8 protein-coding genes are annotated in these 17,258 nt (G+C 65.8%); 2 read left to right on the forward strand and 6 right to left on the reverse strand.

Annotated features, from left to right (window positions below; translation table 11 throughout):
• Window positions 1-260: 260 nt before the first annotated feature.
• The 6 genes from AU465_RS13100 to hutI all read right to left on the reverse strand — a co-directional run bounded on the left by AU465_RS13100 (window position 261) and on the right by hutI (window position 14,996).
• On the reverse strand, window positions 261-8,840 hold the full coding sequence (locus tag AU465_RS13100; protein WP_192247681.1) for a glycoside hydrolase family 94 protein: 8,580 nt from the start codon (window positions 8,838-8,840) through the stop codon (window positions 261-263).
• Window positions 8,841-9,110: 270 nt separating this feature from the next.
• On the reverse strand, window positions 9,111-9,698 hold the full coding sequence (locus AU465_RS13105; protein WP_192247683.1) for a HutD/Ves family protein: 588 nt from the start codon (window positions 9,696-9,698) through the stop codon (window positions 9,111-9,113).
• 4 nt (window positions 9,699-9,702) lie between these two features.
• On the reverse strand, window positions 9,703-11,373 hold the full coding sequence (gene hutU / locus AU465_RS13110; RefSeq protein ID WP_192247684.1) for a urocanate hydratase: 1,671 nt from the start codon (window positions 11,371-11,373) through the stop codon (window positions 9,703-9,705).
• Between the two features lie 37 nt (window positions 11,374-11,410).
• A complete protein-coding gene (gene hutG / locus AU465_RS13115) occupies window positions 11,411-12,229 on the reverse strand; it encodes an N-formylglutamate deformylase (protein ID WP_192247687.1) in 819 nt (272 codons plus the stop codon).
• Complete coding sequence (gene hutH, locus AU465_RS13120; protein WP_192247689.1) at window positions 12,229-13,770, reverse strand: histidine ammonia-lyase; 1,542 nt, start codon at window positions 13,768-13,770, stop codon at window positions 12,229-12,231. The genes hutG and hutH overlap by 1 nt, the downstream gene beginning before the upstream one ends.
• Entirely contained in the window at window positions 13,767-14,996 is a 1,230-nt protein-coding gene (gene hutI, locus AU465_RS13125; protein ID WP_192247691.1) for an imidazolonepropionase, read from the reverse strand. The genes hutH and hutI overlap by 4 nt, the downstream gene beginning before the upstream one ends.
• A gap of 99 nt (window positions 14,997-15,095) precedes the next feature.
• Here hutI and AU465_RS13130 point away from each other — a divergent pair, with 99 nt between their 5' ends.
• Entirely contained in the window at window positions 15,096-16,451 is a 1,356-nt protein-coding gene (locus AU465_RS13130) for a formimidoylglutamate deiminase (RefSeq protein WP_192247694.1), read from the forward strand.
• Window positions 16,452-16,465: 14 nt separating this feature from the next.
• Window positions 16,466-17,212, forward strand: coding sequence for a histidine utilization transcriptional repressor HutC (gene hutC / locus AU465_RS13135; protein WP_192247696.1), 747 nt, complete (start codon window positions 16,466-16,468; stop codon window positions 17,210-17,212).
• Window positions 17,213-17,258 lie beyond the last annotated feature (46 nt).

Consider the following 17,258-nt stretch of genomic DNA (forward strand, 5'->3'; position numbering starts at 1 on the left):
CGTTCCCACTTAGCGAACAAAAGATGACGACGGTGCGAAATCTGACGTGATCACCTAACGGTTTGAGATAAAAGGTGAAATGTCAGCCTTGCGGCAAAATAATGGCAGCTGCTTCGCGCTGCCACATTTTTAATCACAAGGCGCTCGCTTAGCCGAAGCTAAAGAGCGTGGAGACGTTGCCCGGCATCATTGCCAAGTAAAACGCCAAGCCTGGCCGCGCATCCCGGAGGACGCGCGGCCTATAAGACAAACCTTTGATTTTACGCAGGTATCTTGACGACGACCTCGGTTTTCTCACCGGCCTTCGGCTCGAAAGACCCCGATTTTGTCTTCGAGCCATTGACTTCGAGCGCGATCGACTTGGTCTTTTTGTCGCGGATTACGCGAACCTTGATCTCGCCGTCGAACATTTTGAGCGTGGCGGCGTAGCCGTCCCAGTGACCGGGCAGCTTCGGTCTAAACGTGATCTGCTTGCCGCGCCGCTCGATGCCCAGAATTCCCTCGACCGCCGCTCGATATAGCCACCCGGCGGAACCGGTGTACCAGGTCCAGCCGCCGCGGCCACCCTTTCCTTCGCCGGCGTAGATGTCGGCCGCCACCACGTAAGGCTCGACGCGGTAGTGCTCGGCAGACGCCTCGTCCGAGGCGTGGTTGACCGGGTTCAGCATCGACAAGCAGCGATAGGCCTCGTCGACGCGTCCCATCTCTGCCAGCGCGATGACGAACCATGTGGCGGCATGCGTATACTGGCCGCCATTCTCGCGCACGCCCGGTGGGTAGCTCTTGATGTAGCCGGGATCTTTCTGGCTGTTCGAGAAGGGCGGCGTGAACAGCTTGACGATCTTGAGCTCGTCGTCGACCAGCATCCTGGTCGCCTGTTCCATCGCCGTGGTCGAGCGGGCCGGATCACCCTCGCCCGACAGCACGCTCCACGATTGGGCGATGGAGTCGATCTTGCACTCATCCGAACTCTTCGAGCCGAGCGGTGTGCCGTCGTCGAAGCTGCCGCGCCGGTACCACTGGCCGTCCCAGGCCGTGCTCTCCAGCGCCCGCTTCAGCAGGTCCGCGTGCTTGGTCCAGGCCTGCGCCCGCTTGTTGTCGCCCTGTCCCTTGGCGACGGGAGCGAAGTCGCCCAGCGTCTTCAGAAGGAACCAGCCCAGCCAGACGCTCTCGCCCTTGCCGCCCTCGCCGACACGGTTCATGCCGTCGTTCCAGTCGCCGCCCAGGATCAGCGGCAGGCCGGCCGGGCTGCTGCGCTTGATGGCGAGATCGAGCGCCCGCGCGCAGTGGTCGTAAAGCGAGGCGGTGGTCTTGGTGATCTCGGGCGTGAAGAAGGCGTCGTGCTCGCCCTCACCGAGCTCCTGCCCGTCGATGAAGGGTATCTGCTCCTTGAGGATCGCGGCATCGCCCGTCACCTCGATGTAGCGGGCGGTGGCGTGCGCCAGCCAAACCACGTCGTCCGAGATCATGGTGCGCACGCCGGCATCGGTGCGCGGCAGCCACCAGTGCTGCACGTCGCCTTCCGGGAACTGCCGGCGAGCGGCGTTGAGGATCTGGTCGCGCGCAAGCTTCGGATCGTGCGCCAGCAAGGCCAGCGTGTCCTGCAGCTGGTCGCGGAAGCCGAAAGCACCGCTCGCCTGGTAGAAGGCCGAGCGCGCGCGGATGCGGCAGGCCAGGCTCTGGTAGGGCAGCCAGTGGTTGACCATGGCGTTGAGGGCCGTGTCCGGCGTCTCGACCTGGATGGTGTCGAGGAAGCCGCGCCAGACGTGCTCGTTATCGGCCAGACGCTGGTCGAAATCCTTATCCCTGTGGGTCTGCACCAGGGCGCTCGCCTCGGCGACCGTGGCGGCGTCGCCGAGCAGCCATATCAGCGTCACGTCGCCGCCGGCTGGGATGTCGATGTCGCTGGCGATCACCGCGCAGGGATCGTCGCCAGCCTCGACGCGGCCGGACAAGGCAGCCCCGCCAAGCACGGCCTGCGGATATTCGGTCGTGCCGTGCCTGCCGATGAACTCTGTGCGGTCGGCGGTCACCGAATGGACGGGCGCCGCCGCGGCGAGGAAAGCCACCCGTTCGCCGAAGTCGAGACCATAGGGGTTCTGCGCCAGCATGGCGCCGGTCGCGGCGTCCCAAGTCGGCACGATGGTCGCCGCCGTGCGCGAGCGATGGCCGCCGAGCACCCACTCGGCATAGGCATAGACGCGCAGCCTTGCCGGCGCCGAGCCGGTGTTCTGGATGCGAAGCCGGGTGATCTTGACCGGATCCACCGGGTCCACCACCTGCGTCAGGTCCATGGACAGCGCCCCGCGCTTCGAGCGGAAGGTCGAGAACCCCTGCCCATGCCAGGTCTCGTAGGTCATCGAGGGATCGCGCACCACCGCGGCCATCGGCGAGAACGCCTTGCCGCTCAGATGGTCGTAGATATAGAAGCCCTCGCCCGGCCGGTTTGACACCGGATCGTTCGACCACGGCGTCAGCTGGTAGTCGCGGCTGTTGCGGCTCCAGGTGAAGCCGGCGCCTTCGGCCGAGATGTGGAAGCCGAAGGACGCGTTGGAGATGACGTTGATCCAAGGCTGAGGTGTCGTGCGGCGCCCGGTCAGCCGCGTCACGTAATGGCGGCCGTCGCCGTCGAAGCCGCCGAAGCCATTCCAAAGGCCGAGGCCGGTGCCGTCGGCGGCGATATCGGCCCCTCCCCGGCTTGCCGGCGTCGGCTCAGGCAATGCCGACGACGGCTGGCGGGTCGGAATGCCTTCCGCCTGCAGCAAGACGTCACGGGCCTGCAATGCCGCCGTCTCGGCCCGCTCGAGCTGGTCGAATATGGTGCCGTTGCGGGTATGGAGCGCGACGCGCGCGACCGACAGCAAGGTCTTGTAGGTGGGCTCGTCCATGAGGTCGCGGCGCACGGCGAAGATGTGCTGGCGAGGCCCAAGCTCGCGGCCACGCAGGCGGCTGTTCTCGCACAGCGTTTCCACCGCGCGCTGCAGGTCCTGCACGTAGGAGGATGCCTGCTCGTTGACGACGACGAAGTCGATCATCATGCCGCGGGCACGCATATATTCCTGGAAGCGCAGCGCCTGGGCGACGATCTCGAGATCGGCGACATCGCCGATGCGCACGAGGAAGATCGGGAAATCGCCGGAGATGCTGGTCGGCCAGAGGCTCGACTGGCGGCCGAGGCCCGAGGCGATGGATTCGGCCGGCAGGCGCAGGAACGGATCGGGGTAGATCAGATAGCGCGCCAGCTTCTGCACATTGGCGGCATCGGTCAGGCTGAGGCCGAGATGGCGCGTCTGCACCTGGCTGCGCGTCCAGGCGAGCATCGCCTGGCGTGCGAAGCTTTCCTGGTGGTCGAGGCGGCCGATCGCCTCGTCGAGCTCGCCGCGGTTGGCGCCGACGACGGTCCAGAAGGTGAGCGAGATCTTCTTGTTGGCCGGCACGCGCACCTGGCGGCGGAGCGCCGCCACCGGGTCGAGCGTGAAGCCCTGGTTGCCGGAGAGCCGGGCGCCGGGATCGAAGGCGGCAGCGTCGGCGATGGTGCGGCCACGGCCGATGAAGGCACGCCGGTCGGTCTCGGCCTCCGCATCACGCGAGGGCCCCGACGGATCGGTGACGAAGTGCACCATGGTGAGGTCGGGCTCGTTCTTGTCACGCTTGCGCCTTGTGGCGAAGATGGCGCCGTTGTTCGCCGCGATCTCGGTCTCGACAAACATCTTCGAGAACGCCGGATGGGCGTTGTCCGATGCCTCGTTGCCCAGCACCAGCTCGGCGAAGGAGGTCACCTCGATATGCCGGTCTGTGGCCCCGTCATTGTAGAGCGTGATGCGACGGCCCTCGCCATTGCCTTCGGAAATGACGATGCATTCGACCTCTGAACGCAGCGAGCCGACCGACTTGGTGAAGCTCGCCTTGTCGTCGGCAAACAGCGTCTGCACGCGCTCGTTCTCGGCGCGCTTCGGCTCGGCGGTCGCCGACCACCAGTCGCCAGTCGCGGTGTCGCGCAGGAAGATGTAGGAGCCCAGGCGATCTTCGCTCGGGTCCGGCTGCCAGCGGGTGACGGCAAGCTCGCCGAAGCGGCTGTAGCCGGAGCCGGTGGCGGTGACCATGACCGAGTAACGGCCGTTCGACATGACATTGGTCGCGCGCAGCGCCTTGATCGGGTCGAGGATGATGCGGCTGTCCGGGCTCTCGGTCTCGGTCTCGTCCTTGGAGCGCTCGTCGGCCTCGGTCCTGACGGTAGCGGCCGGAATGTCGCGCGGCGCCTTCTCTTGCAGCAAGAGTTCCGCCGACTCGATCACCGGATCGCTGTGGAAACGCTCGCGCAGCCGGCCCTCGAAGATGGCGTCCGCCACGGCGGCGATCGACATGCCGGAATGGTGCGCCATGTAGTTCTGGACGACGGCATGGTCGGTGCCATCCGGCACGCGCTGCGGCGTGAAATCGACCGCGTCGTAATAGCCGTGGCGGCCGAGCGCGCCGATCGAGCGCAGCCGCAACAGATTCTGCACCGCCTCGCGCGGATTGAACTGCGCCGCCAGGATGGTGGCGTAAGGCGCGATCACCGTGTTCTGGCCGAGGCCGCGTTTCAGGCCGAGGCCGGGCACGCCGAAATTGGTGTACTGGTAGGTGAGCTCGCGGTCGCGGGCATTGTAGGCCGCTTCCGAAATGCCCCAGGGCACGTTCTTCGAGCGCGCATACTGGATCTGGCGCTTGATGATGAGCTTGCTGGTCTGGTTGAGGATCGAGCCCTGCGGCTCCTTCATCACCAGCGGCGGCATCAGATACTCGAACATCGAGCCCGACCAGGACATCAACGAGCCCTTGAAGCCGATCTCGACGATCGGCCGGCCGAGCCGGAACCAGTGCTCCGTCGGCAGGTCGCCCTTGGCGATGGCGAACAGGCTGGTCAGCCGCGCTTCGGAAGCGAGCAGGTCGTAGCAGCTCTCGTCGAGCTGGTGCTCCTCGACGCGGTAGCCGATCGACAGGAGCTTGCGCTCCTGCCGCATCAGGAACGAGAAATCCATCTCGAAGGCATAGCGGCGGCAGCGCCCGCGCAGCGCGAGCAGCTTGGTGCGGAGCGCCGTGACTGCGCTTTCGTCATTGTGCGAATCATGCACATGCGCCTCGCAGGTCGCCTCCAGCCTTGCGGCCCAGTCGGCGATGACGTCGCTCTTCGGCGATGCCGCCTCGACGTGAATGGCGGTGGCGAGCTTGCGTATCTCGCCGGCCAGCACCGCGAGGTTGATGGTGCGGATCGAGGCCATCTCGGGCTGCGCCTTGATGGTCATCACCGCCCGGCGCATGCCGTCGAGGCGGTCGGCGAGCCGCTGGCGCAGCGGCCTCAACTGCCGGCGGTCGTCGGGCAGTTCCTCCAGGCTCTCGTCGAGGATGGTGACGGTGTCGAGGATGCCCTCGAAATCGCCCTGCAGGTGGACGGAAGGCGCTTCGGCCCATTCGGCGCAGGCCGCGGCCACCGCGACCAGATGGCCGGCAAGGTTGCCGCTGTCGACCGCCGAGATATAGAGCGGATAGAGCGGCTTCAGCGTCGTGGTGTCGTACCAGTTGAAAAGGTGCCCGCGATCGCGCGGCATGTTCTCGATGGTCGTCATCGTGGCGTCGATGCGGGTAATGGCATCCGACAGGCTGATCCAGCCGAAATCGCGCGCCGACACCACCGAGAGCAGGTAGACGCCAATATTGGTCGGCGAGGTGCGCGGTGCCACCACCGGCGCCGGGCTTTCCTGGAAATTGTCGGGCGGCAGATGGTGATGCTCGGCCGTCACGAAGGTCTCGAAATAATGCCAGGTGCGCCGCGCCACGGTGCGCAGCGCATGGATGTCGGACGCCGAAATGCGCAGCCTGTCCTCGGTTTCGGCCGAGCGGCTGATCCAGCAGGCGACCGCGGGCGAGCCGATCCAGAAAATCGCGAAGAAGAAGGCGACAAACGCGCCGGTGGAATCGGCGAGCACCGGAATGGCGAGGCCGACGGCGCCGATGATCACGGCGCCATACATCATGCTGTAATAGGCGCCGAGATCGCTGCCGCCGCTCTTGTGCGCCTGCGAGGCGGTGCGCCACTCCAGAAGGTTCTGGCGGCTGACGAAGAGCCGGTAAAGCGTGCGGATGATGGCGTCGCCCATCATCCAGGCGAGATGCGCCATCAGCAGCACCTTCAGTGCCACCAGCGCGGTGCCGAACACCGTGTCGCGGGCAAGCGCCGAGAAATGGCCGCGCGGCGTCTGGTCGCCGCTCTTCGGCAGGATGCCGTTGACGATGTCGAAAGTGGGCGCCATGAACAAGCTGAGGATCATCAGCGCCTGCCACTGCGCAGCCTGCGTGAAGGGCAGCAACGTCCAGCCGGCGATACAGGCCATCACCCAGAAGATCGGGGTCAGCGAGCGGCGGAGGTTATCGACCATCTTCCAGCGCGACAGCGCCGGAACGCCCGAGCGCGGGTCGAACATGAAGCCGAGCAATTGCCAGTCGCCGCGCGCCCAGCGGTGGTGGCGCGAGGCGTCGACCGAGTAGCGGGTCGGATAGTCCTCGACCAGCTCGACGTCGGTGACCAATGCCGCGCGCGCGAGGGCGCCTTCGAGCAGATCGTGGCTGAGAATGGTGTTTTCCTCGATGCGGTTCTTCAGCGCCGCCTCGAAGGCATCGACATGATAGAGACCCTTGCCGGTGAAGGAGCCGTCGCCGAAGACGTCCTGATAGACGTCGGAAACGGCGAAAACGTATGGGTCGAGGCCACGATTGGCCGAGAAGACGCGCTGGAAGAAAGAGGCATCGTCGCCGCTGGTGAGCGAGGCGGTGATGCGCGGCTGCAGGATGGTGTAGCCCGCGGTGACGACGCGCTTCGCGGGATCGAAATGCGGACGGTTCAGCGGATGCGCGAGCTTGCCGACAAGGCTCGAGACAGCGTCGCGCGTGGTGCGCGTGTCGGCGTCGAGCGTCATCACATAAGTGGTTTTTTCCGGCAGCGGCATGTCGAGCGGTAGGAAGGTGGTGTCGCTGTCGCCGCGCAGCAGGAGATTGAGCTCGTGCAGCTTGCCGCGCTTGCGTTCCCAGCCCATCCAGCAGCCCTGCGCCTGATTGTAGAGGCGGCGGCGATGCAGAAGGTAGAAGCGCGGGGCGCCTTCGGACGGGTAGCGGGCGTTCAGCCTGGCGATCTCGTCGCGGGCATATTGCAGGATCTCGATGTCGGCTGCGTCGATCTCGGTCTTGGAATCCGGCCAGTCGGACAACAGCGCGAAATGGATCTCTTCCGCGGTGTTGGCGAGATGATGCACCTCGATGTTGCGGATGTTTTCCTCGACGTCGTCGCGCGAGCCGATCAGCGAAGGCACCACGACCAGCGTGCGCGCTTCGGCGGGAATACCGTGCTTGTAGTCATAGCCGACGAGCCGCGTCGGCTTGAGGAAGAGAGCCACGACGGTGTTGAAGAAGGCCAATGCGCCCTCGCTCGCCGGCACCGCGAACAGCGCCAGCATCAGCGTGATGGACTCCGCCGAGAGACCGAGATTGGCAAGCGCCTTGCCGGACAGCACAAGCAGGAGCACCGTCAGCAGGAAGACGGGCACGACGATTCCCAGCCAGCCCGCAGCGGCGAAGGCGCGCTTGAATGTCACATTGATCGGCGGCCGATAGCCGATCGCCTGTTCCAGCTCAGGCCGGCGCGGTCCGACCAGGAAGAAGCCGACATCGGTATGCACCGTGGGGTCGGCGGTTTCCGGCACGCCGGACGCGTCGGTGACGCCCGGAACATGGCCGGCGAGCTCGATCGCCTTTTCGGCGACGCGGAATTCGGACAGGTCGGAGCGGCGCGCGAGCTGCTCGATCGCGGTGCGATACTGGTCGCGCGAGAAGAAATCGAGCGCGGCGAAATCGGTCTTCTCGCGCAGCAGCGTGTCGATGCGGCTGACGCCCTCGAACCAAACCGTCCAGTCGACGTCGTTGATGAGGCGCAGGCCGCGGATGATGTTGCCGGTGGTGACATTGCCGCTGGAGAGCGTCTGATGCTCGGAGATGATGATCTCCTCGGCATCGGAGCCGGTCTTCTCGAGCTCGCCCTCCAGCCATTCCAGGGCCCGGCCGGCATTCTGCGAGCCGTCGCGCAAGCGATAGAGGAGCTGGGTGGCGAAAGTCGTGTCCTGCGCATGCGCGGCGTACGTCGACAGGATCCTGGTTCGGTCGGCGTTGTCGTCGGTCGCCAGAACGCGGTCGGCGACCTCGTTGGCGATGTGGCGCATCTGACGCGTGCGCTCGACCCGCACGGCGATGCGGCGAAGGTTTTCGATCAGCACAAAACGCAGCAGCGACGGCAGCGCCCAGAGCTCGCCGATCTTCAGCGGCTCGACCGATTGAAAGCCCTCGACGATCGCCTTGAACATCGTCGCCGAGACCGCGCTGTCGGAGTGCTCGACATAGCTCCAGGCGACGACGAAGGCGCGCGGCAACACGGTCCCGTCGGCAAGCTTGAGCGTGGGCAACTGGCGGTAGAAACGGCGCGGCAGGTCGCGCTTGACCTGGAAGATGGTCTCCTCGACCAGATAATTGTTGTCGAGCAGCCACTGCGCCGCCGGCGTGATCGTCTCGCCCTTGGCCTGGGCGGCATTGGTCGAACGGTAGACTTCGAGAATCTTCTTGGCGCTGTCGCGGATGCGGGCCTGGAATTCGAACGGCGCGAACCCGAACAGGTCCCTGACTTCTCCTTTGGCAAGCGCGACGCCCAGCGCCCGCAGCCGGTCCTCAGGCAAGAAGTTGGAGCGTATCGGCGCTTCCGTCACGCTCGGGAAGCCGGCGCTCGTGAATTCGATCTTGGCGGGGTTCGTCTGAATGTTCATTGAATATTCCGTAAGGCGGGGCGCGATGCGGCGTCACCGCCACGGCAATGGCCCTAAAACCGGTTCAAATGCAATTGGTTGCATGTCAGGTCCGGTCGAAAGTTTTTTCGCGCTCCATGACAGGGGCGTCCCCTTTCGACAACTCAAGGGCGAACGCCCCTCGCTTCCCGCCCCGGTTTCGATCAGGGAAAGGATTCAGGCTTTTTCGTGGTGCATGCAAGTGGTCGGGCGATATTTCGCCCGCGTCGCGATCATGTTTGGCAACAGCCGTTAATCGTTGGCGGCGGTGGCGTGCAGACGGATCACAAAAAGCAGCCCTTGCCCTTCAGGCTGCAGCCGCAATTTCGGGCCGCTTCGGTCGCACAGAAGCGTATCGAGCGGACCGAGGCTCAAGACACTGTCGGCAAAGACTTTCACGCCGCCAACGGCCGGGAGAATGAGAGTTGTGCCGGCACTCTGCTCAATCCTCGTTTCGCCCGAGGGCGACAGACGCTCGACCGTGTGGGTCATGCGGCTCCGGCGGGTCATGACGTTGAGATCGGTGATCGGGCCGCCGACTAGGGCGGCACTGGTCGGCACGTCGCCGGCAAAAGATAGCGGCTCCGACGATGTCGTGAGCCGCGCCGGCGGCTTGCCGTCAATGTCGAGCACGATGCCGTCGCCTTCCAGCACAGACAGCGTGCGGTCTATGCCGGCAAAGCTCGAAAAAGGCCCGCTCGTCTCGACGCGGGCCATCGAGATACGCCAGTCGAAATCGTCGAGGCCTGCGCCGTCAGGCGAGACGGCGATCTCGGTGGTCGTGCCGCCGCCATTCTTCCACGGCATGACGCGGTAGCCGGCGGCGCGAAGGATGCGCATTGCTTCAGCCCAATATGCCCGGCAGGTTGAGCTGGTGCTCCCTGGCGCACTGCACGGCGATCTCGTAGCCGGCATCGGCGTGGCGCATGACGCCTGTCGCCGGGTCGTTCCACAGCACGCGCTCCAGACGCTTGGCCGCGTCCGGCGTGCCGTCGGCGACGATCACCATGCCGGCATGCTGTGAGAAGCCCATGCCGACGCCGCCGCCGTGATGCAGCGACACCCAAGTGGCACCGGAGGCGGTGTTGAGCAACGCGTTGAGCAGCGGCCAGTCGGAAACGGCGTCGGAGCCGTCCTTCATCGCTTCGGTCTCGCGGTTGGGCGAAGCGACCGAACCGGAATCGAGATGGTCGCGGCCGATGACGACCGGAGCCTTGAGCTCGCCCTTGGCCACCATTTCGTTGAAGGCAAGGCCGAGGCGATGGCGGTCGCCGAGGCCGACCCAGCAGATACGCGCCGGCAACCCTTGGAAGGAGATGCGCTCGCGCGCCATGTCGAGCCAGTTGTGCAGATGCCTGTTGCCGGGGGTGAGCTCGCGCACCTTGGCGTCGGTCTTGTAGATATCCTCCGGATCGCCTGAGAGCGCGGCCCAGCGGAACGGGCCGATGCCGCGGCAGAACAGCGGGCGGATATAGGCCGGCACGAAGCCCGGGAAGGCGAAGGCGTTCTCGAAGCCTTCGTCCTTGGCGACCTGGCGGATGTTGTTGCCGTAGTCGAGCGTCGGCACGCCGGCATTCCAGAACGCCACCATCGCCTCGACATGCTCACGCATCGACGCGCGGGCGGCCTTCTCGACTGCCTTAGGGTCCGAGACACGCTTCTCGCGCCACTCGGCCATGGTCCATCCTTTCGGCAGGTAGCCGTTGATCGGATCGTGCGCCGAGGTCTGGTCAGTGAGGATGTCGGGGCGGATGCCGCGCTTGAACATCTCCGGCACGATCTCGGCGGCGTTGCCGAGCAGGCCAACCGACTTCGCCTCGCCGGCCTTGGTCCAGCGCTCGATCATTTCCATGGCTTCGCCCAGCGTCTCGGCCTTCTCGTCGAGGTAGCGGGTGCGCAAGCGGAAATCGATCGAATCCGGGTTGCATTCGATGGCGAGGCAAGAGGCGCCGGCCATGACTGCGGCGAGAGGCTGGGCGCCGCCCATGCCGCCGAGACCGCCGGTCAGGATCCACTTGCCCTTGAGATTGCCGCCATAATGCTGGCGGCCGGCCTCGACGAAGGTCTCGTAGGTGCCCTGCACGATGCCTTGCGTGCCGATATAGATCCAGGAGCCGGCCGTCATCTGGCCGTACATCATCAGGCCCTTCTTATCGAGCTCGTTGAACTTCTCCCAATTTGCCCAGTGCGGCACGATGTTGGAGTTGGCGATCAAGACACGCGGCGCGTCCTTGTGCGTGCGGAACACGCCGACCGGCTTGCCGGACTGCACCAGCAACGTCTCGTCCTCGCCGAGCGTCTTCAGCGAAGCTGCGATCCGGTCGAAGTCGTTCCAGGTGCGCGCCGCACGGCCGATGCCGCCATAGACGACGAGCTCGTTCGGGTTCTCGGCGACCTCCGGGTCGAGGTTGTTCATCAGCATGCGCAGCGGCGCTTCGGTCGTCCAATAGCGGGCGTTCAGCTTGTCGCCGCGGGGGCTGCGCACTTCGCGGATGTTGTGGCGGGGATCGGTCATGTCGTCACTTCCCTTTCGATGAGGTGCGGCGGGCGCGTCAGCGCGCGGCCCAGGCGATCGCGGTTTCGAGAATGGTTTTCAGCGTGGCACGGATCGGCGCCGCATAGGTCGCGTCGTAGGGAACCGGCCAGTTGTCCGGCGCGCCCTTTTCATCGGGCTCACGCATGTAGCCTCGGTTGGAGAGCTCCATCTGCAACGCATGGACGCCGTTCTGCGGCTGGCCGAAGCTTCTGGTGATCCAGCCGCCCTTGAAGCGGCCGTTGGCCACCCAGCTTTCGCCGGTTGCGGCGAGGATCGCGGTCACCTTTTCCTGCAACGACGGGTCGGTGCTTTTGCCATCATTGGTGCCGAGATTGAACACTGGCAGCGTGCCTTCGAACAGGCGCGGCAATACCGAGCGGATCGAATGGCAGTCGTAGAGCACGATCTTTTCGTGCATGCTGCGCAGCCGGTCGATCTCGGCCCGCAAGGCGGCATGATACGGTACGAAATAAGCCTCGCGGCGCTGGTCGATCTCGGACGGCGTCGGCTCCTCGCCCATCCGGTAGAGCGGGTCGCCGTCGAACGTATCCGTGGGACACAGGCTGGTCGTCGCCTGTCCGGGATAGAGCGAGACGCCGCACGGATCGCGGTTGACGTCAACGACGGTGCGCGAGATGGCGGTATGGACGACCGTGGCGCCAAGGTCAGCGGCGAAGTCGTAGAGCTTGTCGATCCACCAGTCGCAGTCGCGGCGGCCAAGCCAGGTCGAGACCAACCGGCCGTCGAGGCCGGCGAGATCGATGCCGGTGTGCGGGATCGAGACCAGCAGAGGCGCCCTACCGCGTGTGATGGTGAGCCAGGAAGGCGTGGCCATCAAACTGCCCCTGCAATCGAAGGGAGCGCCACGGCACTCGCCGCGTTCACCGCGGCGCCACTGCGCACCATGGCGATCGCCTTTTCCATGTCGGGATGGAAATGCCGGTCGTTGTCGAGATGCGGCACCTCTGCCCGGACCAGCTTGCGCACGGCTTCCAGAGCATCGCTCGAAGCGAGCGGCGCGTGGAAATCGCAGCCCTGCGCGGCCGCCAACAACTCGATGCCGATGACGGCCGTGGCATTTTCGATCATCCCGAGCAGCCGGCGCGCACCGTGCGCGGCCATCGAGACATGGTCTTCCTGGTTGGCCGAGGTCGGGATGGAATCGACGCTCGCCGGATAGGCCTTCTGCTTGTTTTCCGAAACGAGCGCGGCCGCCGTCACCTGCGGGATCATGAAGCCGGAATTCAGGCCCGGCTTCGGCGTCAAAAAGGCCGGCATTCCGGAGAGCGCCGGATCGACCAGCATGGCGATGCGACGCTCCGACAGCGAGCCGATCTCGCAGACGGCAAGCGCGATCATGTCGGCGGCGAAGGCCACTGGCTCGGCGTGGAAATTGCCGCCCGAAAGCGCGGTATCGTCCTCGGCGAAGATCAGCGGATTGTCGGTGACGCCGTTGGCCTCGGTCTGAAGCGTATCGGCAGCCTTGCGCAACACGTCGAGCGCGGCGCCCATCACCTGCGGCTGGCAGCGCAGGCAATACGGGTCCTGGACGCGCTCGTCGCCGACGCGGTGCGACTCCCGGATGACGCTGCCGGCCATCAGATTGCGCAGCGCATCCGCCGTCTCGATCTGGCCGCGATGTTTCCTCAACAGGTGGATGCGCGGGTCGAAGGGCGCGTCGGAGCCACGGGCGGCATCGGTCGACAGCGCGCCGGCAACCAGTGCCGACTGATAGAGCGTTTCGGCCTCGAACAGGCCGGCGAGCGCGAAAGCCGTCGAGAACTGCGTGCCGTTGAGCAGCGCCAGCCCCTCCTTGGCGCCGAGCGTCACCGGCTCCAGCCCGTGCGAGACGAAAGCGACCTTGGCCGGGAAGCGGCCATGCGGGGTAAAGCATTCGCCGACGCCAATCATGACGGCCGTCATATGCGCGAGCGGCGCGAGGTCGCCGGAGGCGCCGACAGAGCCTTGGGTCGGCACCACCGGGATGACGTCATTGGCGAGCATCCCCTGAAGCAAGTCGATGGTCTCGGCGCGCACGCCGGAAGCGCCCTGGGCGAGGCTCGCCAGCTTCAGCGCCATCATCAGGCGCACCACCGCGACGGGCATCGGATCGCCGACACCGGCGGCATGCGAAAGCACGATGTTGCGCTGGAGCGTTTCGAGGTCGGCTCCGGGAATGCGGACGCTGGCGAGCTTCCCGAAGCCGGTGTTGATGCCATAGACCGGCTCGCCCTTTGCGAGGATGCGGGCGACCGCTTCGGCGCTGGCCTTGATCTTCGGCCGGCAGGCATCGTCGAGCTTCGGCACGGCGCCGCGGTAGATGGCGCGCCAATCGGCAAGCGACGCGCTGCCGGGCTTCAAGGTCAGTTCGGTCATTGTCCTCTCCAGATACGGGCATGGAGCGGGTTGAAGCCCATGCGGTAGACGAGTTCGGTTGGGCGCTCGATGTCCCAGATGGCGAGGTCGGCCGATTTGCCGGCTTCGAGCGTGCCGGTCTTGTCGAGAAGCCCCAGCGCACGCGCCGCCTCACGGGTGACGCCGGCGAGGCACTCGTCGACAGTCAGGCCGAAGAGCGTCGCGGCCATGTTCATGGTGAGCAGCAGCGAGGTGAGCGGCGAGGTGCCGGGGTTGCTGTCGGTGGCGACCGCCATCTTCACGCCATGCCGGCGGAACAAGTCGACCGGCGGCTTCTTGGTCTCGCGGATGAAATAGTAGGCGCCGGGCAGGATCGTCGCGACCGTGCCGGCCTTGGCCATGGCGGCCGCACCTGCTTCGTCGGTGTATTCGAGATGGTCGGCGGAAAGCGCATCATAGCGGGCTGCAAGCGCGGCGCCATGCAGGTTCGACAGCTGGTCGGCGTGGAGTTTTACAGGCAGGCCGAGCGCTTTCGCCTTGTCGAAGACGCGCGCGATCTGTTCCGGTGAGAAGGCGATGCCCTCGCAAAAACCGTCGACTGCATCGGCGAGGCCTTCGGCGGCAACCGCCGGCAGGATGGTGCCGGAGACGAGATCGATGAAAGCGTCCTTGTCGCCCTTGGCTTCCGGCGGCAACGCGTGGGCGGCGAGACAGCTCGTGCGGATCGTCACCTTGCGTTCGCCATCGAGGCGGCGCGCGGCGCGCAGCGACTTCTTCTCGTTGTCGAGGTCGAGGCCGTAGCCTGACTTGATCTCGACGGTGGTGACACCTTCGGCCATCAGCGCGTCGAGGCGCGGCAGTGTCTGGGCAACGAGCTCATCTTCGCTCGCGTCGCGCAGCGACTTCACGGAGGAGACGATGCCGCCCCCTGCCCGCGCCACTTCTTCATACGTCGCGCCCGCCAGCCGCATCTCGAATTCATTGGCGCGGTTGCCGGCGTACACAAGATGCGTGTGGCAGTCGATCAGGCCGGGCGTGATCCAGCGGCCCTCGCAATCGACCGTCTCGGCGCCTTGCCCGAATGAGGCCGGCATATCCGCTTCCGCTCCGGCATAGACAATGAGCCCGTCGCGCGCGGCGACCGCGCCCTTTTCGACGATACCGAGGCCCGCCAAGCCTTCGGCCATGGTCGCCAGGCGCGCGTTGCGCCAGAGACGAAGGCCGCCCTGTCTATTCTCTCCACCCATCATCTTTTCCATTTGAAAGGATGGCGATTATGTATATACATATTGGAGCGCGACGCAAGTGGTAATGTCGCTCGGGCATTCAGATTCGGGAGTTTGGACGTGACGGCGATCTTTGCGGTACAGGCGCTGCTGCCCGAGGGCTGGCGAGGCAATGTGAGGATCGCTGTGGACGGCGGCCGCATCGCAACGGTCGAGACCGGCGCCTCCGCGCAGACCGGAGACGAGCGCCATGCCATTCTCCTGTCGGGCATGCCCAACCTCCACAGCCACGCCTTCCAGCGCGGCATGGCGGGGCTGGCCGAGTTGCGCGGTCCTTCGGCCGACAGTTTCTGGAGCTGGCGCGAGGTGATGTACCGTTTCGCGCTGTCGATGACGCCGGACCAGGTCGAGGCGGTCGCCGCACAGCTCTATGTCGAGATGCTGGAGGCCGGCTTCTCGCGCGTCGGCGAGTTCCACTATCTGCATCACGACCGCGACGGGAAGCCTTACGCCAACATCGCCGAGATGGCGGAGCGCATCGCGGCGGCGGCTGCCGAGACCGGCATCGGGCTGACGCTGCTGCCGGTCTTTTACGCACACTCCGCCTTCGGCGGCGCGGCGCCGGACGAAGGCCAGCGGCGATTCATCAATGATGTCGAGCGGTTCGGGCGTTTGCTTGAGAAAAGCCGCGAGAGCGTATCGAAGCTGGAACAGCCTGTCGTCGGCGTCGCGCCGCACAGCCTGCGCGCGGCGACGCCGGACGAGCTCAACGCGGTCGCGGCGATGGCGCCGGACGGCCCGATCCACATCCATGTCGCCGAGCAGGTGAAGGAGGTCGAGGATTGCGTCGCCTGGTCGGGCGCGCGGCCGGTCGAGTTCCTGCTCGGCCATGCCCATGTGGATGAGCGCTGGTGCCTGATCCACGCCACGCACATGACCGAGCCCGAGACGATCGCCATGGCCAATAGCGGCGCGATCGCCGGCCTCTGCCCGATCACCGAAGCCAATCTTGGCGACGGCACCTTTGCCGCGCCGCTGTTCATCGAGCATGGCGGCCGCTTCGGCGTCGGCTCCGATTCCAACGTGCTGATTGGCCTGCCGGATGAGCTCAGGCAGCTCGAATACTCTCAGCGCATTACCCACCGTGCCCGCAACGTGCTGGCGCGCGCCGGCGGCTCCACGGGGCGCGCGCTTTTCGACGCCGCGCTTGATGGCGGCGGCGTCGCGCTCGGCGCCGGTCCGTTGCGGATTGCCGCCGGCTGTCCCGCCGACCTCGTCTCGCTCGACGGCAATCATCCTTCGCTTGCCGGCAAGTCCGGCGATGCGATCCTCGACGCCTGGATCTTCGCCAATGGCAGCAAGGTCGATTGCGTCTGGGTGCATGGCAAAAAGCATGTCAGTGGCGGCAGGCATGCGAAGCGCGAGGCGGTTGCCAAGCGGTTCCGCGACGTGATGACCGCGCTTTCGCAAGGCTGAGCAGGAAAAGCCCGATGAGCCTGGTTGAAACAGATGACGTGGAAGGTGGCGAGAGCATCTCGCTGCATCAACGCATCCTGTCGGACATTCGGGAGAAGATCCTCTCAGGTGCCTGGGCGCCCGGTCATCGCATCCCCTTCGAGCACGAACTGACGGCGCAATATAATTGTTCGCGCATGACGGTGAACAAGGCACTGTCGCAGCTCGCCAAAGCCGGACTGATCGAGCGCCGCCGCCGGTCAGGCAGTTTCGTGCGCCAGCCGCAGTCGCAGGCGGCGGTGCTGGAACTGCACGACATCAGGATCGAGGTCGAGGCGCTCGGCCTGCCCTATCGCTATGAGCGGCTGGAACGCCTGAAGCGGCGCAGCAGCGCCGAGGACCGGTCGCTGCTCGGGCTTTCCGCCCCGGGTCCGGTGCTTGCGCTGGAAGGCCTGCATTTCGCCGGCGAGCGGCCGTTCGCGCTCGAGCAGCGCCTGATCAATCTTTCAGCCGTGGCCGGGGCCAGCGAGGAAGCGTTTCTTGAAATCGCGCCAGGCCCCTGGCTGATCGGCCGCGTGCCGTGGAGCGAGGCCGAGCACCGCATCCGCGCCATGGCGGCTGATGACACTATCGCCGACGCGCTCGACATCGACCCCGGCGCGCCCTGCCTGTTGGTCGAGCGCCGTACCTGGAGCGCCGAGCACCCGGTCACCCATGTGCGCTTCATCTATCCGGCGGAAAGCCACACGCTGGTGGCGAGGTTCACCCCGTCGCAGGGATGAGTGATCTCCCCCCTTGGGGGGAGATTGGCAGTTCCGGCGCCGCGCC

It is taken from the genome of Mesorhizobium silamurunense, assembly GCF_014843905.1.
Classification (GTDB): domain Bacteria; phylum Pseudomonadota; class Alphaproteobacteria; order Rhizobiales; family Rhizobiaceae; genus Mesorhizobium; species Mesorhizobium silamurunense.